Annotated in this window: 17 protein-coding genes; 8 read left to right on the top strand and 9 right to left on the bottom strand. The window is 70.0% G+C overall.

Features of this window, described 5'->3' with window-relative positions; all coding sequences use genetic code 11:
- Nucleotides 1-43: 43 nt before the first annotated feature.
- Nucleotides 44-526, top strand: a complete 483-nt coding sequence (locus tag DFS13_RS22710) for a DUF1641 domain-containing protein (RefSeq protein ID WP_111442161.1) — start codon at nucleotides 44-46, stop codon at nucleotides 524-526.
- Here the strand turns inward: DFS13_RS22710 and DFS13_RS22715 are convergent.
- Together DFS13_RS22715 and DFS13_RS22720 are read right to left on the bottom strand one after the other, a co-directional pair.
- Nucleotides 501-974 (bottom strand): NUDIX hydrolase, encoded by a 474-nt coding sequence (locus DFS13_RS22715; protein WP_062886059.1) that lies wholly within the window; start codon nucleotides 972-974, stop codon nucleotides 501-503. The two genes, DFS13_RS22710 and DFS13_RS22715, sit on opposite strands and share 26 nt — an antisense overlap.
- A gap of 196 nt (nucleotides 975-1,170) precedes the next feature.
- Nucleotides 1,171-1,374, bottom strand: coding sequence for a hypothetical protein (locus DFS13_RS22720; protein ID WP_006483461.1), 204 nt, complete (start codon nucleotides 1,372-1,374; stop codon nucleotides 1,171-1,173).
- A 167-nt stretch (nucleotides 1,375-1,541) separates the two neighbouring features.
- On the opposite strand from DFS13_RS22720, the gene DFS13_RS22725 reads away from it, so the two are divergent.
- From DFS13_RS22725 to DFS13_RS22735, 3 genes are all read left to right on the top strand, one after another.
- Nucleotides 1,542-2,930 (top strand): HlyD family secretion protein, encoded by a 1,389-nt coding sequence (locus DFS13_RS22725; RefSeq protein ID WP_111442162.1) that lies wholly within the window; start codon nucleotides 1,542-1,544, stop codon nucleotides 2,928-2,930.
- A gap of 85 nt (nucleotides 2,931-3,015) precedes the next feature.
- Nucleotides 3,016-4,608 (top strand): DHA2 family efflux MFS transporter permease subunit, encoded by a 1,593-nt coding sequence (locus DFS13_RS22730; protein ID WP_006486261.1) that lies wholly within the window; start codon nucleotides 3,016-3,018, stop codon nucleotides 4,606-4,608.
- A gap of 1 nt (nucleotide 4,609) precedes the next feature.
- On the top strand, nucleotides 4,610-6,259 hold the full coding sequence (locus tag DFS13_RS22735; RefSeq protein WP_111442163.1) for an efflux transporter outer membrane subunit: 1,650 nt from the start codon (nucleotides 4,610-4,612) through the stop codon (nucleotides 6,257-6,259).
- Between the two features lie 67 nt (nucleotides 6,260-6,326).
- Here DFS13_RS22735 and DFS13_RS22740 read toward each other — a convergent pair whose 3' ends face one another.
- Nucleotides 6,327-7,037: a response regulator gene (locus DFS13_RS22740; protein WP_006490672.1), complete on the bottom strand. Its 711-nt coding sequence runs from the start codon at nucleotides 7,035-7,037 to the stop codon at nucleotides 6,327-6,329.
- Nucleotides 7,038-7,625: 588 nt separating this feature from the next.
- On the opposite strand from DFS13_RS22740, the gene DFS13_RS22745 reads away from it, so the two are divergent.
- Both DFS13_RS22745 and DFS13_RS22750 read left to right on the top strand, forming a co-directional pair.
- Nucleotides 7,626-7,958 (top strand): hypothetical protein, encoded by a 333-nt coding sequence (locus DFS13_RS22745; protein ID WP_006498255.1) that lies wholly within the window; start codon nucleotides 7,626-7,628, stop codon nucleotides 7,956-7,958.
- A gap of 23 nt (nucleotides 7,959-7,981) precedes the next feature.
- Entirely contained in the window at nucleotides 7,982-8,203 is a 222-nt protein-coding gene (locus tag DFS13_RS22750) for a hypothetical protein (RefSeq protein ID WP_006490674.1), read from the top strand.
- 22 nt (nucleotides 8,204-8,225) lie between these two features.
- Here the strand turns inward: DFS13_RS22750 and DFS13_RS22755 are convergent, their stop codons facing one another.
- Genes DFS13_RS22755 through DFS13_RS22780 form a run of 6 tightly spaced genes read right to left on the bottom strand, consistent with a single transcriptional unit; the run spans nucleotide 8,226 to nucleotide 14,014 of the window.
- Entirely contained in the window at nucleotides 8,226-8,765 is a 540-nt protein-coding gene (locus tag DFS13_RS22755; protein ID WP_006490675.1) for a GNAT family N-acetyltransferase, read from the bottom strand.
- Nucleotides 8,766-8,797: 32 nt separating this feature from the next.
- Complete coding sequence (locus tag DFS13_RS22760) at nucleotides 8,798-9,610, bottom strand: DeoR/GlpR family DNA-binding transcription regulator (RefSeq protein ID WP_012493748.1); 813 nt, start codon at nucleotides 9,608-9,610, stop codon at nucleotides 8,798-8,800.
- A gap of 34 nt (nucleotides 9,611-9,644) precedes the next feature.
- Nucleotides 9,645-10,619 (bottom strand): N-acetylglucosamine kinase, encoded by a 975-nt coding sequence (locus DFS13_RS22765; protein WP_059722945.1) that lies wholly within the window; start codon nucleotides 10,617-10,619, stop codon nucleotides 9,645-9,647.
- A complete protein-coding gene (locus tag DFS13_RS22770) occupies nucleotides 10,616-11,797 on the bottom strand; it encodes an SIS domain-containing protein (protein ID WP_080324494.1) in 1,182 nt (393 codons plus the stop codon). The genes DFS13_RS22765 and DFS13_RS22770 overlap by 4 nt, the downstream gene beginning before the upstream one ends.
- Before the next feature lie 22 nt (nucleotides 11,798-11,819).
- Nucleotides 11,820-13,115 carry a D-tagatose-bisphosphate aldolase, class II, non-catalytic subunit gene (locus tag DFS13_RS22775; protein WP_111442164.1) on the bottom strand — a complete coding sequence of 432 codons (1,296 nt, stop codon included), beginning with the start codon at nucleotides 13,113-13,115 and terminating at the stop codon, nucleotides 11,820-11,822.
- The gene (locus DFS13_RS22780) at nucleotides 13,112-14,014 is read right to left on the bottom strand and encodes a DMT family transporter (protein ID WP_012493745.1); all 903 of its coding nucleotides are present in this window, start codon (nucleotides 14,012-14,014) and stop codon (nucleotides 13,112-13,114) included. The genes DFS13_RS22775 and DFS13_RS22780 overlap by 4 nt, the downstream gene beginning before the upstream one ends.
- 363 nt (nucleotides 14,015-14,377) lie before the next feature.
- On the opposite strand from DFS13_RS22780, the gene DFS13_RS22785 reads away from it, so the two are divergent.
- Both DFS13_RS22785 and DFS13_RS22790 read left to right on the top strand, forming a co-directional pair.
- Entirely contained in the window at nucleotides 14,378-16,513 is a 2,136-nt protein-coding gene (locus DFS13_RS22785; RefSeq protein ID WP_111442165.1) for a glycoside hydrolase family 36 protein, read from the top strand.
- A gap of 125 nt (nucleotides 16,514-16,638) precedes the next feature.
- Nucleotides 16,639-17,520 (top strand): endo alpha-1,4 polygalactosaminidase, encoded by an 882-nt coding sequence (locus DFS13_RS22790; protein WP_080331479.1) that lies wholly within the window; start codon nucleotides 16,639-16,641, stop codon nucleotides 17,518-17,520.
- Nucleotides 17,521-17,695 lie beyond the last annotated feature (175 nt).

Raw genomic sequence — 17,695 nt, forward strand, 5'->3', positions numbered from 1 at the left:
TGCCGGCACGACGGCAGCCTGGCGCCCCAACCGGAGCAAGCCCATGACCGACCGCCAGCCCCCCGATACGACGCCTCCGCATCCGGAGCCCGGCGCGCACGACGCGCTCGAACACCTGCTCGGCAGCCTGCATCGACACGGCTTCCTGCGTTTCGCGAACGAGGTCGTCACGGCGAACGCGCGGCTGGCCGACACGTTCGTCGACGTGCTCGACAAGCCCGGCATGCAGAGCGGCATGCAGAATCTCGCGATGCTCGTGACGGCGCTGTCGCGCATTCCGCCGGAACAGTTCGGTCGCGCCGCGTTCGCGGCGGCCGACGCGCTGCATCACGTGGGCGCCTGGCAGCCGGCGCAGCATGAGCAGGTCGCGCCCGGCGTGCGCGGCGTCTACCGGCTGCTGCACGACGAGGCGCTGTGGGAGGCGTTGACGCCGCTGCTCGAAGGACTGAAAGTCTTCGCGCAAGGGCTCGCGCGTGATGCGCAGCCGCCGGTCGCCGGGCTCAACGAGGCGACGAAAGACGCTTGACCGGCGCCGGTGACAGGCCGCACGCGGCGCACAGGTCCGCGAACTGGCGGATGATGCGCTGCGTCGGCGCGCTCGCCGGCCAGTGCGGCACCGCGTCGATGCCGACCCAGCGGCACAGCGCGATTTCCCGGCCCGGGCACGCGTGCGCGCCGCGCGGCAGGCTCGCGACGAACACGTGATGGCGTTTCACGCTGCCGTCCACGTAGAAGAAATACGCGAGTTCGAGATCGACGAGCCCCGTTTCCTCCCGAAGCTCGCGATGCGCGGCGTCGAGCGCCGATTCGCCGCGCCGAATCACGCCGCCCGGCAGCGTCCAGCGCGACGACGGCCGTCGGGCAACCAGCAGCACGCGCTGGTTGCGATGGCAGACGATCGTTGCGCGTTCTTTCGCCAGCGGCGCCAGCGGCACCGCGCGAACAGGGAAATCGGACGGGTCGGGGAGCGTCATGCAGGGCAGGCGACGGGTGAATGAAAGATCCATTACCCCGTACAGCAACCTGCATTCCTGCTTCGCCGCCGCGCCTGCCGGCGCGTGAGCGTTTCGGGGCTGCGTGCCGGCGGGCGTCCGCGATTTTTCAACGGCTTGTCATTTATGCCGCCGCCTGTCGCGGCCGACCGCGCGCGCGGTGCGGCGCAATGCGCGGCTATCGCGCGTCTTCGCGCTTGCGGGATGGTGCGCGATCCTGCGGCGTGCCGTTTTCCGGCTCGTCCGGCTTGCCTTCGGCGGGATCGTGCGCGCTGCGCGGCGGCGGCGTGGCCGTGCCGGGGCGTTTGCCTTCGGGGCCGGGCGTGCTGTTGCCGCGATCTTCGTCGCGCGTGTCGGTGTCGAGTGAGGTCGAGCGTGTCATGGTTCGCGAGTCCTGTCGGGGCCGTCGAAACGTACGCGTCGCGCATCGGGCGTGCCGGTCGGCTGGAACCAAGCCGAACCACGTTGCCGGGCCCGCTGTTTGCTTGATCGCGCGCTTGAGGTCCGTGCGGGCAATGACGCCCGCGGCCGCCGCCCGGAGTCCCGTTCATGCCCGATGCGATCCTGTGCCCGTTGTCCGTTCGTGAGCGATTTGGCGTCGCGGTCCGGCGCGCGCTGACGCCCGGACCGCGCGGCACCGGCGCGCCAGACGCGTTCGTGTCGGCGGCGGCCGGTGCCGCGCTGTCGACGCCGCTGCACGTGCGCTGGCCGACCGTGGTCGCGCGCGCAGGCGATGGGCCGTCCGGTGGCGGCAGCGGCGCGGGCCCCGCGCCGGGCCGCAACGACGGCGAGCATCCGACCGACGCGCCGGGCGGCGGCGGTGGCGACGACCATCCGCACGACGATCGCGGCGGTCGCACCGGCGGAGACGGAGACGGCAACGACGGCGAAGGCGAACGCAAGCGACCCGGCAAGAAAACGCTGATCATCCTCGGCGCGGTGCTGATCGTGCTGCTCGTCGGCGGCCTCGTCTGGTGGCTCGCGACGCGCAACCAGGAAAGCACCGACGATGCGTACACCGACGGCAACGCGGTCGCGGTCGCGCCGCACGTGTCCGGCTACGTGACGCGGCTGGCGGTCGACGACAACACCTTCGTGCGGCGCGGCGACGTGCTCGTCGAGATCGATCCGCGCGACTACCGCGCGCAGGTCGACGCGGCGCAGGCGCAGCTCGGTCTCGCCCAGGCCCAGCTGGATGCGGCGCGCGTGCAGCTCGACATCGCACGCGTGCAGTATCCGGCCCAGTACCGGCAGGCGCGCGCGCAGATCGAATCGGCGGAAGCCGCGTACCGGCAGGCGCTCGCCGCGCAGGCGCGGCAACGCGCGGTCGATGCGCGCGCAACCTCGCAGCAGACGATCGATGCGGCCGACGCACAGCGCGCGACCGCCGACGCGAACGTCGCGATGGCCCAGGCGCAGGCGCGCACCGCGAGCCTCGTGCCGCAGCAGATCCGGCAGGCCGAGACGGCCGTCGAGGAGCGCCGCCAGCAGGTGCTGCAGGCGCGCGCGCAGCTCGAGACGGCCAACCTGAACCTGTCGTACTGCGAAATGCGTGCGCCGTCCGACGGCTGGGTCACGCGGCGCAACGTGCAACTGGGCTCGTTCCTGCAACCGGGCACGTCGATCTTCTCGATCGTCACGCCGCGCGTGTGGATCACCGCGAATTTCAAGGAGTCGCAGCTCGAACGGATGCGCATCGGCGACCGCGTCGACGTGTCGGTCGACGCGTATCCCGATCTCGACCTGCACGGCCACGTCGACAGCATCCAGCTCGGCAGCGGCTCGCGCTTCTCCGCGTTCCCCACCGAGAACGCGACCGGCAACTTCGTGAAGATCGTGCAGCGCGTGCCGGTGAAGATCGTGCTCGACGGCCCGCTGCCGACCCGTCCGCCGCTCGGTCTCGGCCTGTCGGCCGTGCCGACCGTTCACCTGAAATGACCGGCCGCCGCGCCGCGGCCGGTGTCGACCGGAGCGATCCGATGCCCGATACCCGCACGTCATTCCCGTTTCGCGAGGCCCGCCGATGAACCGGCCGCCCGAGCGCAACGGCGCGTCCGGCGGCGCATGGCGACCCGCCGCGAACCCGTGGCTCATCGCGATCGTCGTCACGCTCGCCGCGTTCATGGAAGTGCTCGACACCACGATCGTCAACGTCGCGCTGCCGCACATCGCCGGCACGATGTCGGCGAGCTACGACGAGGCGACCTGGACACTCACGTCGTACCTCGTCGCGAACGGCATCGTGCTGCCGATTTCGGGCTTCCTCGGGCGCCTGCTCGGCCGCAAGCGCTACTTCCTGCTGTGCATCGCCGCGTTCACCGTGTGCTCGTTCCTGTGCGGCGTCGCGACCAACCTCGGCGAACTGATCGTGTTCCGCGTGCTGCAGGGGCTGTTCGGCGGCGGGCTGCAGCCGAACCAGCAGTCGATCATCCTCGATACGTTCCCGCCCGAGCAGCGCAACCGCGCGTTCTCGATCTCGGCGATCGCGATCGTCGTCGCGCCGGTGCTCGGGCCGACGCTCGGCGGCTGGATCACCGACCATTTCTCGTGGCGCTGGGTGTTCCTGCTCAACGTGCCGATCGGCGCGCTGACCGTGCTCGCGGTGATGCAGCTCGTCGAGGATCCGCCGTGGCGGCGCGATGCCGAACGCGGGATCTCCATCGACTACATCGGCATCGGGCTGATCGCGATCGGGCTCGGCTGCCTGCAGGTGATGCTCGATCGGGGCGAGGACGAGGACTGGTTCGGCTCGAACTTCATCCGCATCTTCGCGGTGCTGTCCGCGCTCGGGCTGATCGGCGCGACGCTGTGGCTGCTGCGCACGAAGAAGCCGGTGGTCGACCTGTCGTGCCTGCGCGACCGCAATTTCGCGCTGGGCTGCGTGACGATCGCGACGTTCGCGGCCGTGCTGTACGGCAGCGCGGTGATCGTGCCGCAGCTCGCGCAGCAGCATCTCGGCTACACGGCGACGCTCGCGGGGCTGGTGCTGTCGCCCGGCGCGCTGCTGATCACGCTCGAGATTCCGCTCGTGAGCCGGCTGATGCCGCACGTGCAGACGCGCTATCTGGTCGGGTTCGGCTTCGTGCTGCTGTGCGGCGCGCTGATCTATTCGCGCACGCTGGTGCCGAACATCGATTACACGCACCTCATGATGATTCGCTGCGCGCAGTCGCTCGCGATCGGCTTCATGTTCGTGCCGATCACGACGCTCGCGTACCTGACCGTGCCGCAGCGGCTCAACGACGACGCGTCCGCGTTGTTCACGATGTTCCGCAACGTCGCGGGCTCGATCGGCATCTCGGTGTCCACCGCGCTGATCCGCGAACGCACGCAGGCGCGCATGGCGCATCTGTCCACGCACATGTCGACGCTGTCGCAGAACTTCCAGGATGCGTTGCAGGAGAACGCACGCGCGATCGGCGCGTTGACGGGCGCGCCGCCGTCGGCCGCATTGCAGACGGCCGGCGGGCGGCTGTACGAGACCTTCATCGCGCAAGCGACGATCCTCGCGTATATCGACGTGTTCGCGATCCTCGCGGTGTTCTGCGCGTTCAGCATTCCGCTGACGTTCCTGTTCTCGCCGGCGAAGGCCGCGCGCGCCGCGGGAGGGCATTGAGATGAACGCACGTCGGGACAATCGCAATCGCCGCGTGATTCGCAGCCTCGTACGCCGCGCGGTGACGATCTTCACCGGATGCGCGGTGGTCGCAAGCTGCACCGTCGGGCCCGACTACCAGCCGCCGCACGCGGACGTGCCGGACACCTGGCATGCGATGCGGGCGGACGGACAGGCGGCGTCTCACGCGTCGGACGCGGCCGCACGGTCGTCGCCGACGGTCGACGCCGATCCCGATCCGCGCTGGTGGCGCGCGTTCGGCGATCCGCTGCTCGACCGGCTCGTCGAGCGCGCGGCGCACGACAACCTCGACGTGCAGGCGGCCGTGCTGCGCATCGCGCAGGCACGCGCGCAGGTTCGCGCGGCCGCCGCGCAAGGTTTGCCGGACGTGCGGGCGACCGCCAGCTATCAGCGCGAGCAGCTCGGCCTGAAAGGTATCGTCGAGGAGCAGGGCATCGACCAGCGGGTCGATCGTCTCGGCGCGCCGGGCTCGCCGCTCGACCGGTTCGGGCCGGGCACCGGCGCGCGCGTGCAGCAGGGCGCGCGTAGCGCGATCGATGCGCTCGAAGCGCCGGTCAACCTGTGGCAGGCCGGCTTCGACGCGTCGTGGGAGCTGGACCTGTTCGGGCGCGTGCGCCGCTCGGTCGAAGCGGCCGGCGCGCAGACGAGCGCGGCGATCGCGAGCCGCGACGACGCGCTGCTGTCGCTCGAGGCGGAGGTCGCGCAGACCTATCTGCAACTGCGCGGCGCGCAAGCCCAGCGCGCGCTGGCCGACGACCTGCAACGCGCGCAGCGCGAACTGCTCGACCTGACGCGCGAGCAGGCCGCGCACGGTCTCGCGAGCGATCTCGACGTGCGCAGCGCCGACGCGCGGCTCGCGCAGATCCGCGCGCAACTGCCGCAGTTCGACCAGCAGATCGTGTTGTTGCGCAACGGTCTCGCGTATCTGGTCGGCGGCGCGCCGGGCGCGCTCGACGACTGGCTTGCCGCCCCGCGCGCGCTGCCGGACGTGCCGCCGGCCGTGCCCGTCGGCCTGCCGTCGACGCTCGCGCGCCGGCGTCCCGACATCCGCCGCGCGGAGGCCGAGCTGCATGCGGCCACCGCCGACGTCGGCGTCGCGGTCGCGCAGTTCTATCCGGACATCTCGTTGACCGGGCAAGTCGGGTTGCGTGCGTCGCACGTGCGCGAGCTCGCGCACTGGTCGCACCTGTTCTATTCGTTCGGGCCGGCCATCTCGCTGCCGATCTTCTCCGGCGGGCAGCTCGTGTCGAACTTGAGGCTGTCGCAGGCGCGCCAGGCCGAGGCGGCGCTCGCCTACCGGCAGGCGGTGCTCGTCGCGCTGCGCGACGTCGACAATGCACTGGCCGTGTACCGCACCGACCAGGCGCGCGCGGCCGCGCTCGACGATGCGGTGAAGGCCGAACAGGGCGCGCTGGACCTCGCGCGCGATCGCTACCGGAAAGGCTTGTCGCCGTTCCTCGACGTGCTGGACGCCGAGCGGCAATGGTCGGAGGGGCGGCAGCAGGCGCAGCAGGGCGCGTTGCAGACGACGACCGATCTCGTCGCGCTGTACAAGGCGCTCGGCGGCGGATGGCAGGCGGAGCCGGGCACGCATGCGAATCCGGATGCCGGTACGGCCCGCGCGCAATAGCCGCGAACGCACGCCGGACATCGCGGGCCCCGCTCGCGCCACGCCGCTCGCCGGCCCGCACGCGGCGTCAATCCCACGCGTGCTTGCTGAACTGATAGCCCTTGGAGCGGATCGTCTTGATCCGTTTCGGTTCGGCCGCATCGTCGCGCAGCTTGCGGCGCAGCTTCGAGATGCGACCGTCGATCGACCGGTCGAGGCCGTCGAACGCGATGCCGCGCAGCAGCAGCGTCAGGTCTTCGCGGCTGACCACCTCGCCCGCGCGGCACACGAGCGCCCACAGCAGGTCGAATTCGGTCGACGTCAGGCGCGGCATGCTGCCGTCGGGAAGATGCACGCGGCGATCGGCCCGGTCGATCGAGAATTTGCCGAACACGTATCGCTGCGGCGAATCCGGCGCGGGCTCGCCCGCCGGCACGCGCGTGCGCCGCAACTGCGCCTTGATCCGCGCGAGCAGCAGCCGCGGCTCGACCGGCTTGCGGAGAAAGTCGTCCGCGCCGAGTTCCAGGCCGAGCAATTCGTCGAACGGTTCGTCGCGGCCGGTCACCATGATCACGATGCCGTCGTACTGCATGCGCGCCTCGCGGCAGATCTCGAAGCCGTCCTTGCCCGGCAGGTTGACGTCGAGCAGCACGAGGTCGGGGCGGTTGGCGACGATCGCCGGCACTGCGCCGGCGCCGTCGAACAGCGTGTCCACCTGGTAATGATGCTGGCGCAGATAGTCGGCGATCAGCGCGGACAGCGGGGCGTCGTCTTCGACGAGCAGGATTCGGATGGGCATCGCTAAACGAAGGGGGCAAAACGGGAAGGTGGCGAGCGGTCAGGCCCAGTCCGAACGCGTCGTAGCCGAAGCGACGTGGATGATACTGCGCAACATTCCGGTGGAATGTGGCGAAATCTGAATCGTTCGGTGAGCTTAGCTATGGGCCAATCGCCGCCGCCGGGCGGCAGGTACGGGAAGCGCGAGGCGGGGTCGCGCGCGGGGCAGAAACGGTTCGGGGCGAGGGCCGGCGCGGCGCTTGCGACGTTGCGCGGCCGCGCATCCTTCAGACGAAAACGTTTGCGCCAGGCCCCGGTCGCGAACCGCGCTCGCACCGGTCAAACCCAGGCCAGGCAAGGTTAGTCGACATATCATTACAAAATATTACCGACGTGGGCGGGTGCCGCTCCCTACAATCTGCGCAGCTGACTCGCGCGCATCGCGCACTGCGATGGCATCGTTTCCCGATCGTATCGACTGCCGGTTTCGACGACACGTCGAGCCATGTCGCTCGCGTGCGGAACCGGATGCGCGCGGGTCGGCGCGACGCCGCGCCGGCGCCTGACGGGCGGGCAAGCGGATGGTACGAACGATTGACGGGGAAATGAAATGACGCCGTTGCAAGTCGTCCAGCGTCTCGAGGCACTCACGCAGGCGATCGAAGCCGCGGTCGCGCGCGCCGACTGGAACGAAGCCGTCCGCGCGGCCGAGATGCGGTCGGCGTTCGTGCTTGCGCTTGCGCCCGATCAACCGGCCGAGGTCGTGTCGGCGTTGATGCGCATGCAGGAAATCGATGTCCGGATTTCCACCATCGCGCGCGACACGCTGGAGGCGCTCATCGCGGAGGGCTGGACGGCGTTGCACGCGACCCGGTTGGCCACCCACGCGCTGAGGGTGCGGCAGCGATCGCTCGACGCCGGCGCCGCGGCCACGCGACATTGAAATTCGTTTCTGCAGGTGACGGGATGAGATTCAGAAAACGCACCAGTCACGTCGATGCGACACGGTGGTTCGCCGACGGCGATCATGAACGGGTAGAGCGCCGTGACGGGAAGTGGGCGGTCGCGACGCCGGAAGGCTGGCGGCCGGTGCAGCCGGGCGACTGGATCGTGCGCGATGAAGGCGGCAACTGCTGGCCGATGGAAGACGGCCTCTTCGTGCGTTGCTACGAACCGGCAGCCGACTGACGCGGCCGCCGGCTCGCCGCGCTTATCGGCTCTTGCGCGAAAACATCAACGAATCGGCGTCGTTGAAACGGATAGGCCGCGGCTCGCCGTAACCGGCTTTCTCCGCGACCCGGATCGATGCGACATTGGTCGGCGCGATCAGGCACACGCTGCGCTCGAACCGCTGCTGCGCGTCGAGCCATGCGAGCGCGGCCGCGAGCGCCTCGGTCGCATAGCCGCGGCCCTGCGCCCACGTCGCCAGCGCCCAGCCGGCTTCCGGCACGCCGCGGATCGGCGGTTCGATGTTCCGGTGGAAATCCGCGAAGCCGAGATCGCCGACATAGCGGCCCGACGCCTTTTCGCGAATCGCCCAGTAGCCATAGCCGAGCAGCGGCCACAGCCCGCGATACGCGAGCATGCGCATCCACGAGTCGCGCGGCGCGGACGGCTCGCCGTTGAAGATGTGCGCGACGACGCCGGGTTCCGCCCACATGGCGGCGAGTGCGTCGAAGTCGCCGAGCGGATGGCCTTCGAGCACCAGGCGCGGCGTATCGAGAACGGGCGGGGACGAGACGGGTGGCATCGGGTGTCCGGAAAGAGGGGAAAGTCGGGCGGCTAGACCGTCAGCACGTCGATGCCGCGCTGGCGCAGGTCGTCGACCACGGCTGCGTCGGCGCCCGTATCGGTGATCAGCATGTCGAGCTGCTCGACGCTCGCGATTACCGAGAGATTGCGCTTCATCAGCTTCGACGAATCGGCGACCGCGATCACCTGGCGCGAGATCTTCAGCATCTGCGCGTTCAGTTGCGCTTCGAGCAGGTGCGGCGTCATCAGGCCGATCTCGGGATCGAGGCTGTCGACGCCGAGGAACAGCCGGTCCGCGTACAGCCCCTGCAGCGCGACGACGGCCTGCGGCCCCGACAGCGAATACGAGTTCGGCCGAAGCTGCCCGCCCGGCATGATCAGGTTGATGTGCGGCGCGGCCGCGAGCAGCACGGCCACGTTCAGCGCATTGGTGATCACGTTCAGCGATTGCAGCTTCATCGCGAGGATCTGCTTCGCGATTTCCTCGGTCGTGCTGCCGGAGTCGAGCAGGATCGTTTCGCCGTCGCCGATCAGCGCGGCGGCGGCCGCCGCGATCCGCACCTTCTCCGCGTGACGGAGCTTCTGCTTGACCGCGATCGGCACCTCGTCGCTTTCGCGCAGCACCAGCGCGCCGCCGTGGGTGCGCAGCACCGCGCCGGCCGCCGCGAGCGCGTTCAGGTCGCTGCGCACCGTGACGAGCGAGATGCCGAACCGCTCGGCCAGTTCCTCGACGGTGACCTTCTCCCGCTCGCGCACCAGCTCGCAGATCAGGCGGCGACGTTCTTCGACAAGCAGCGGCGCGTGATCGACGGCAGGCGACGGAGGCACTCGGTGAGCGGGCATGTCCATTTCGGCAAGACAGGGAGCCGAAATGATATCAAAACCCCTGGCCGGGCTGGAGCGCATGCAAGGCCGGCGCGTCGAGCGGCATGCCCGCCAGCCGGGCCGCGTGGACCGCCGCGCCGACGTGGGGCCCGAGCCGCGGCGCGGTGAGCACCGCATCCGGCACGCGGCGCGCGAGCGCGTCGCGCAGCGGCTCGAGCACGCGCGCGCCGGCGTTGAACACGCCGCCGGAATACGACACCGGCAGCGGTTCGCCGGGCGGCCAGCCGAGGGTGCGCGCGACGCCTGCCGCGAGTTGCGCGAGCTCGTCGGTCGCGCGGTCGATCAGCGCGTGCGCTGCGGGGTCGCCCGCGTGCGCCGCATCGATCACGAGCCGCGACAGCTGCGCGAAGCGGCTGCGCACCGCGCCCGCATTCACGGCCGCGCACAGGTCGAGATCGTGTTCCAGCGCGAAGTGCGCGCGCACGATGTCGAACAGCGGCCCGCGCGCGGCGCGGCCGTCCGCCATCCGCGAAAACGCGGCGAGCCCTTCGCGCGCGAGCCAGTAGGCCGAGCCTTCGTCGCCGAAGACCTCGCCCCAGCCGCCGCAACGTGCGGCGCGGCCTTCGCGTTGCCCGTACGCGATCGATCCGGTGCCGGCGACGATGCTGATGCCGTCGCCGCCGGCCAGCGTGCCGGCCCAGCTGCACACCATGTCGTTGCCGATCCGGTAGCGCTCGCGCGCGAACAGCGGCGCGAGCAGGCCGTCGAGCTCGGGCAGCAGGCGGCTGTCCTCGCCGTACGCGGGCAGGCCGGCGAATGCGTACGCGACGTCGTCGCGCGCGACGTTCGCCGCGGCCAGCACCGCATGCACGCCGTCGGCGAGCAGCGTGCGCAGCGCGTCCATGCCGATCTCGAGGTAGTAGCTGGTGGTCGTTTCGTGGCGCGCCCGCACGCGGCCTTGACGGTCGATCACCATGAACGCGGTTTTCGTGCCGCCGCCGTCGATGCCGAGAAAGAGTGGAGTCATGTGGGCTGCCCCGCGTACGGATGAATGGTGACGCCGGCCACGACGCGGTTGACGGTGCCGGACGCGCTCGGGTTGTCGGGCGTGAGCCCGAGCCGCAGCGACGCGAGCAGCGCGAAACACTGCGCGAGGACCAGCGCGACGGGCGCGAGCGCGAGATCGGGCAGGCCGGGCGGCAGCGGCACCGTCAGGTCGTCGCCGGACGGTGACGGCGTGCCGGTGTCGCCCGCGTCGTCGGCCGGCGCGACGCCGACCGACAGTATGCCGGCCGCGCGGTTTTCGCGCCGCAGTTCGCGCAGCAGGTCGAGGTCGTAGCGGCGCGTATGCGGATCGCCGGACAGCAGCACGACGACGAGCGTGCGTTCGTCGAGGAACGTTTTCGGGCCGTGCCGGAAGCCGAGCGGCGATTCGGCCATCGCGACGATCAGCCCGTCGGTCAGTTCCAGCAGTTTCAGCGCGGCTTCGCGCGCGAGCCCGAGCAGCGTGCCGCTGCCCAGATACACGACGCGCTCGGGCAACTGCCGCACGTGCGCGGCGAGCCGCGACGCGTGGTCGCGCAGCAGCGTGCGCGCGGCGTCGGCCAGCGGCCCGACCGGCATGCCGGCCACGCCGAACGCCCAGGCCGCGCCGAGCAGCATGCCGCTGAAACTGGACGTCATCGCGAACGCCTGGTCGTGCGTGGCCTCGGGCAACAGCACGACGTGCGCGCGCGGATGCGTGCCGAGGCGGCGGTTCAGCATGCCGTCGGCCGCGCACGTGAACGCGAGGTGGCGGCAGCCGTCGACGAGGCGATCCGCCAGTTCGACGGCCGCGACGCTTTCGGGGCTGTTGCCGGAGCGCGCGAACGACACCAGCAGCGTCGGCACGCCCGGCTGCAGCGTGTCGCCGGGGTTCGCGACGATGTCGGTGGTGGCCACCGCTTCGACGCGGCCGCCGAAGCGGTGCCGCAGCGCGGGCGCGAGGCACTGGCCGATGAAGGCCGAGCTGCCCGCGCCGGTCAGGACGATGCGCAGGCGGGGATCGGCGAGCAGCGGCGCGAGAAACGCGTCGAGCGCCGCGCGCTGCGCGTCGACGACGGCATGCACGTCGGGCCAGACGTCGGGTTGCTGGGCGATTTCGCGTGCCGTGTGGGCGGCGTGGCGGCGGTTGAGGTCGGCGGGATCGAGGTCGAAAAATTCCATGAGCAGATCTGAGGAGAGTCGGTCACGCGGCACACGCGTGGAGATACGGACGGACGGCCGCGGCCGTGCCGTCTTGCAACAGGGCGCCGGCGCGCAACGCGAGCCGTCCTTCGCGGACGGCCTCGTACTGGCGCGGCAGATGCTGGCTGACGAGCGTGAGCGGCGGCGGCGACGCATCGAGGCGCGCGAGCAGGTCGGCGCACGCGCGTTGCACGACGGGATGGGCCCAGTAGTAGCGGATGCGGTCGCTCAGGCTGTACGCGAGATCGAGTTCGAGTCGCGCGCCGGCCGGGTAGTAATCGCGCCAGTGCGCCGGTTCGTTGCGCATCACGCCGAGCACGGTCGCGATGAACCCGTCGTCGCCGCCGAGCCATTCGCGCTCGATCGCGGCGAGCGACCACAGCGTTTCGCGCATCGCGAAGGTCACGCCGGGGCCGACCTTCAGGATCGCGAAGTGGTCGCGCACGAGTTGCTCGAGGTTGTCGGGCGTCTGGTAATCGGTCGAATGCGCTTCGAACACGAGCGCGGGTTCCGTTTCGATGAATGCGCTCAGTTCACGCGCGTTGCCGGCGTCGTAGTCGATCACCTTGTGATGATCGAACTCGACGCCCGGCTGCACGACCATCGCGATCACGCGCGACCACGCATCGTCGAGGCCGGCGCGCGCGAACGCGTCGCGGTGCAGCGCGAGCGTCGAGCCGGCCGCTTCGGGCGTGGTGACCGCGACCGCGTCGAGCGTCTCGTGCGCACCGCCGGGCACCGGCACCTCGGTGCCGATCACGTAGACGGGCGCGTCGCCGCGCGGCGCACCGGCCGCCCACGCGGCCTCGGCGGCGCGGCACAGGCGCACCGCCCGCGCGGCGATCTCGGCTTCGGGCAACGGCTGCGGATCGTCCGCGCACGACATCGAGCAGTCGAGATGCAGCTTGCGGAAGCCGGCCGCCACGTACTGCGCGACCATCGTCTCGGCCTTGTCCATCGCGTGCGCGGCCGGCAGCCGGCGCCATGCGTTCGGGCCGAGATGGTCGCCGCCGAGCAGGATCGCATCGGGGCTCACGCGCTCGCGCGCGGCGATGTCGAATACGTGGCGACGGAAGTCGTGCGGCGTCATGCCCGTATAGCCGCCGTCCTGGTTGACCTGGTTGCAGGTCGCCTCGATCAGCGCGGGGCGTTCGCGCGCCGCGCATTCGCGCAGCGCGGCGGCGATCGCGACCGGATGCGCGGAGCACACGGACGGGATGCCGATCGCAGGTGTGCCGGGCGGCGCGTGACGCGACGATTGCTTGTGACGGCGGACGAGATCGAGCAGCGGGTTCATGCCGATTCCCCCGCCGTGTGGGTTGCCGCGGCGCCTTCCGGCTGCAGCGCGAGCAGCAGCGCGGCCAGCAGCGCCAGCGCGATGCCCGTGAGCTTGCTGCCGGTCGGCGTCGCACCGGTGACGATCATCGAGATCACCGACGTCAGCAGCGGCGCGCCCGCGTTGACGAGCGGCGACACGACGATCGCCTTGCCGAAGCGGAACGCATAGACGAGCGTCAGCGCGCCGATCGCATTCAGCACCTGGATCACGGCGGCGAGGCCCGGGCCGCCGATCCCGTAGTTGATCGTGCGGCCGAAGTCGGTCATCCACAACGCGAACGGCACGCAGAGCAGGCCCGTCAGCGCCATGTAGAAGAAGATCGATTCCGCGTCCATCGTCGCGTTCGCGATCTTGATGAAATACGCCTGCAGCCCCCATGCGACGAGCACCAGCAGCGCGAGCGCGAACCACAGCCCGAACCGCGCGGGGCCCTGGCCCGACTGGAAGTCGAACAGCGGCAGCGAGCACAGCGCGAGCACGATGCCGGCCACGCCGAGCTTGCCGGTGCGTTCGCGCAGCAGCAGGAACGACAGCGCGATCGTCAGCGCCGGCGACAGCGACACGATCGGGAACACGAGATACGGCGGCCCCGATTCGACCGCGCGGAACAGCAGCATCTGCCCGCCCGCGCCGAGCAGCCCGATCGCGAGCCCGAGCGCCAGCGAACGGCCATCGCGCCGCACACGCCAGCCGGCGCGGCCGAGCGCGACCAGCGCCGGCGGAATCATCGTGAACGCCCAGACCACGTAGATCAGCGTGTCGGGGAAGCCGTGTTCGGCGGGCAAGCCGGTGAATGCGCCCCACACGCCCCAGAGCAGGGTCGTGACGAGCGCGTGAACGAGCCAGTTGTTTTGCATCGGTCGCGTCTTTCGAAGTGGGTTCTGATCCGTCGAATGCTTTCGTTTGATGCCGTGCAAGGCGAAATCGGAGGCGTTCGGCGGGCGAGCCCGACGACGTTCCAGCAGAAATCGGCAGAAACGTGCGTCGGGAGCGGCCAATCTATGATCTTTCGTTTTCTTTCGTTATTAGTGTAAACCACAAACGAAAGAAATCGAAAGATCGACTAGATTGCCGATCTGCGCGAGACGGATGCGTCGGCGCACGGCCCTTCTTCACGAGGAATTCCGTATGAACGCTTGCTTTTCCTTTCGATTTCCACTGCCTGCCCGGCGTGCCGGCAGCGCGGCGCGCTGTGTGCCGTTGCGTCGCGAGGTGCGTCCATGACCACCCGGCGCGCGTTCGTGCAGTGGCTGGCCGCCGGTGCGGCGAGCCCGATTCTGGTCGGCGTCGGCGTGCGCGATGCCCGCGGCGGCGAGCCGTCGCGCGTCGCGCTGCGTGACGACCGGCTCGTGATCGAGTTCGATCCGGCGATGCGCAGCCGGCTGGCCGTGCGTCGCGGCGGCGGCACGCGTGCGCTGACCCGCTTCGATGCGAGCGAGACGCTCGAGCAACTGATCGGCCCGGCGCCGGCGCCGACCTCGGACGGCCCCGCGCCCGACACGCGGCCGGTGCGCACGATCGATCGCTTCGCGCTCGTCGACGCCGCGCATGCGGACGTCTCCACCGCCTTCGGCGCGGGCCGGCAACTGCGGCTGGTGGGCCGGTCGGCGCACGGCTTCGAGAAGACGGTGCGCATCACGTTGCTCGACGCGCGGCCGGGCGTCGCGCTGCTCGACACGCAGTTCCGCAACGTCGGCATGCAGCCGACCGACGTCCGCGCATGGAACGTCGCCGCGCACCGGCTGCTGCCGGCCGCGGCCGGCGCGGGCGGCTACTGGACCTATTCGGGCGCGAGCCACGCGGACCGGCGCGACTGGGTGCAGCCGGTCAAGGCCGGCTTCGATCAGCGCAATTTCATGGGCATGAACGCGTCGGACTATGGCGGCGGCACGCCGGTCGTCGACGTGTGGCGGCGCGACCAGGGCATCGCGCTCGGTCACCTCGACATCGTGCCGCGCCTCGTATCGCTGCCGGTGAAGGCGGTGCGCGACGAAGTCTCGCTCGGCCTGCGCGGCGAGCAGACGGTCACGCTCGCGCCGGGCGCGACGCTCGATACGCCGACCGCCTTCGTGATGCTGCACGACGGCGACTATTTCGTCGCGCTCGATACGTACCGGCAGATGATGGGCGCGCAGGGTTTCCATGCGCCGCGGCCGCCGGCGAGCGCGTACGAGCCGATCTGGTGCGCGTGGGGCTACGAGCGTCAGTTCAGCCTCGACTACGTGCGCGCGACGCTGCCGAGGGTGCAGGAACTCGGCTTCAAGTGGGCGGTGCTCGACGACGGCTGGCAGCGGCGCACCGGCGACTGGGTGCCCGACCGCGCGAAATTCCCGGCCGGCGACGCGGACATGAAGGCGCTCGTCGACGACATCCATGCGCGCGGCCAGAAGGCGCGGCTGTGGATCGCGCCGCTCGCGGTCGCGCCGGGCAGCGACGAACTGCACGACCACACCGACATGCTGCTGCTCGACGCGGACGGCGCACCGCAGGCGATCACCTGGTGGAACAGCTTCTATCTGTGCCCGGCCTACGAGAAGACGCAGGCGCACATCGCCGCACTGATGAAGAAGGTGATCGGCGAGTGGGGCTTCGACGGCGTGAAGATCGACGGCCAGCACCTGAACGGCGTCGCGCCGTGCTACAACCCCGCGCACCGGCATGCGCGGCCGGAGGATTCGGTCGAGCACCTCGCCGATTTCTACCGCGTGTTCCATGACGCCGCGCATGCGATCAAGCCGGATGCGGTCGTCGAAGTGTGCCCGTGCGGCACCGCGTACGCGTTCCACAACATGCGCTACATCGACCAGGCGCCGGCGTCCGATCCGCTGTCGAGCTGGCAGGTGCGCCACAAGGGCAAGACGCTGAAGGCGCTGATGGGCGCATCGTCCGCGTACGCGGGCGATCACGTCGAACTGAGCGACGGCGGCCGCGATTTCGCGTCGGCGGTGGGCGTCGGCGCGGTGATCTCGACGAAGTTCACGTGGCCCGTCGATCCGAAACCGAAGGACTCGTTCCTGCTGACGCCCGAGCACGAGCAGGCATGGCGGCACTGGGTCGAGGTCTACAACGCGCACCGGCTCGCCGAGGGCCGCTATCGCGGCGAGCTGTACGACATCGCGTTCGACAAGCCCGAGGCTCACGTCGTGGAAAAGGACGGCGTGCTGCATTACGCGTTCTACGCCGAGCGCTGGAGCGGCCCGGTCGCGCTGCGCGGCCTGCAGCCCGGCCGGGCGTACCGGATCGTCGATTACGCGAACGGCAATCGCGAGGTCGGCCGCATCGCGCCGGGGCACGACGCGATCGCATTGCGCTTCGAGCATGCGGCGCTGCTGCGCGCCGAGCCGCTCGACGCGTGAGCGTCACCCCGCAACACCGCGTACCACCGCCCGGGCCACGTGTCGTCGCGCATCACCGGGCAACCGGCAGTTCCGCAACGCGCAGTTCCATTCGTCATTCCGATCCCTCCACTGGAGATGCTTCGATGAAAAAAATTGCACGCAACCTTTCCGGTGTCGCGGCGCTCGCGCTGTGCGCCTCGATCCTGCAGGCCTGCGGCGACGGGTCGTCCGATCCGTTGTCGGCGAAGGCCTTTGCCGCGTCGCCGCCGGCCGTGGCGGCGCCCGCGCGCGCCGCGTCGCACTGGACGCCGGCGGTGGGCGATACGTGGCAATGGCAGCTCAAGGGCAAGCTCAATACGTCGTACAACGTGGCCATCTACGACATCGACCTGTTCGATACCGACGTGGCGACGATCGCGGCGCTCAAGCAGGCCGGGCGCAAGGTCGTCTGTTATTTCTCCGCGGGCAGTTCGGAGAACTGGCGGCCCGATTTCTCGAAGTTCAAGGCGTCCGACCAGGGCAACAAGCTCGACGACTGGGAAGGCGAGCGCTGGCTCGACATCCGTTCGAGCAACGTGCGCGAGATCATGACGGCCCGCCTCGACCGCGCGGTGGCGAAGGGATGCGACGGCGTCGAGCCGGACAACGTCGACGGCTATGCGAACGACACCGGTTTCCCGTTGCAGGACACCGATCAGTACGCGTTCAACGTGTTCATCGCGAACGAGGCGCACAAGCGCAATCTGGCGGTCGGGCTGAAGAACGACGTCGATCAGCTCGTGGCGCTCGAACCGTCGTTCGACTTCGCGGTGAACGAGGAGTGCAACGAGCAGAAGGAGTGCGACGGCTACACGGTGTTCACGTCGAAGAACAAGCCGGTGCTGAACGCCGAGTATGCGGGCAAATACCGGACGTCGAGCGGGCAACGCACGCTGTGCAATGCGGCGCGCGCGCTCAACATGCGCACGCTCGTGCTGGCGAAAAAGCTCGACGACAGCTACCGGTTCAGCTGCGACGGCGCCTGATCGAACCGCGCCCGTCGTGACGGGCGAACCTGTGTGACCGGTGTCCGCGCGCGCACGCTCCGTGCCCGGGCGTGCGCGTCGCGCGCATCGGATGCCGCGATCCGGCGCGCGATGCATGGCCGATGCCGCATCGACGTCCGTTCAAATCGATTCGCACTACTTATTCAACAATACG

Source organism: Burkholderia sp. 28_3 (assembly GCF_003253915.1).
Classification (GTDB): Bacteria; Pseudomonadota; Gammaproteobacteria; order Burkholderiales; family Burkholderiaceae; genus Burkholderia; species Burkholderia cenocepacia.

Bases quoted from the DNA above. Each gene is read 5' to 3' on its own strand.
- DFS13_RS22775 (WP_111442164.1), bottom strand. From the start codon at position 13,115: ATGAACCCGCTGCTCGATCTCGTCCGCCGTCACAAGCAATCGTCGCGT.
- DFS13_RS22785 (WP_111442165.1), top strand. From the start codon at position 14,378: ATGACCACCCGGCGCGCGTTCGTGCAGTGGCTGGCCGCCGGTGCGGCG.
- DFS13_RS22720 (WP_006483461.1), bottom strand. From the start codon at position 1,374: ATGACACGCTCGACCTCACTCGACACCGACACGCGCGACGAAGATCGC.
- DFS13_RS22760 (WP_012493748.1), bottom strand. From the start codon at position 9,610: ATGCCCGCTCACCGAGTGCCTCCGTCGCCTGCCGTCGATCACGCGCCG.
- DFS13_RS22725 (WP_111442162.1), top strand. From the start codon at position 1,542: ATGCCCGATGCGATCCTGTGCCCGTTGTCCGTTCGTGAGCGATTTGGC.
- DFS13_RS22750 (WP_006490674.1), top strand. From the start codon at position 7,982: ATGAGATTCAGAAAACGCACCAGTCACGTCGATGCGACACGGTGGTTC.
- DFS13_RS22730 (WP_006486261.1), top strand. From the start codon at position 3,016: ATGAACCGGCCGCCCGAGCGCAACGGCGCGTCCGGCGGCGCATGGCGA.
- DFS13_RS22740 (WP_006490672.1), bottom strand. From the start codon at position 7,037: ATGCCCATCCGAATCCTGCTCGTCGAAGACGACGCCCCGCTGTCCGCG.
- DFS13_RS22790 (WP_080331479.1), top strand. From the start codon at position 16,639: ATGAAAAAAATTGCACGCAACCTTTCCGGTGTCGCGGCGCTCGCGCTG.
- DFS13_RS22735 (WP_111442163.1), top strand. From the start codon at position 4,610: ATGAACGCACGTCGGGACAATCGCAATCGCCGCGTGATTCGCAGCCTC.
- DFS13_RS22765 (WP_059722945.1), bottom strand. From the start codon at position 10,619: ATGACTCCACTCTTTCTCGGCATCGACGGCGGCGGCACGAAAACCGCG.
- DFS13_RS22770 (WP_080324494.1), bottom strand. From the start codon at position 11,797: ATGGAATTTTTCGACCTCGATCCCGCCGACCTCAACCGCCGCCACGCC.
- DFS13_RS22745 (WP_006498255.1), top strand. From the start codon at position 7,626: ATGACGCCGTTGCAAGTCGTCCAGCGTCTCGAGGCACTCACGCAGGCG.
- DFS13_RS22715 (WP_062886059.1), bottom strand. From the start codon at position 974: ATGACGCTCCCCGACCCGTCCGATTTCCCTGTTCGCGCGGTGCCGCTG.
- DFS13_RS22710 (WP_111442161.1), top strand. From the start codon at position 44: ATGACCGACCGCCAGCCCCCCGATACGACGCCTCCGCATCCGGAGCCC.
- DFS13_RS22780 (WP_012493745.1), bottom strand. From the start codon at position 14,014: ATGCAAAACAACTGGCTCGTTCACGCGCTCGTCACGACCCTGCTCTGG.
- DFS13_RS22755 (WP_006490675.1), bottom strand. From the start codon at position 8,765: ATGCCACCCGTCTCGTCCCCGCCCGTTCTCGATACGCCGCGCCTGGTG.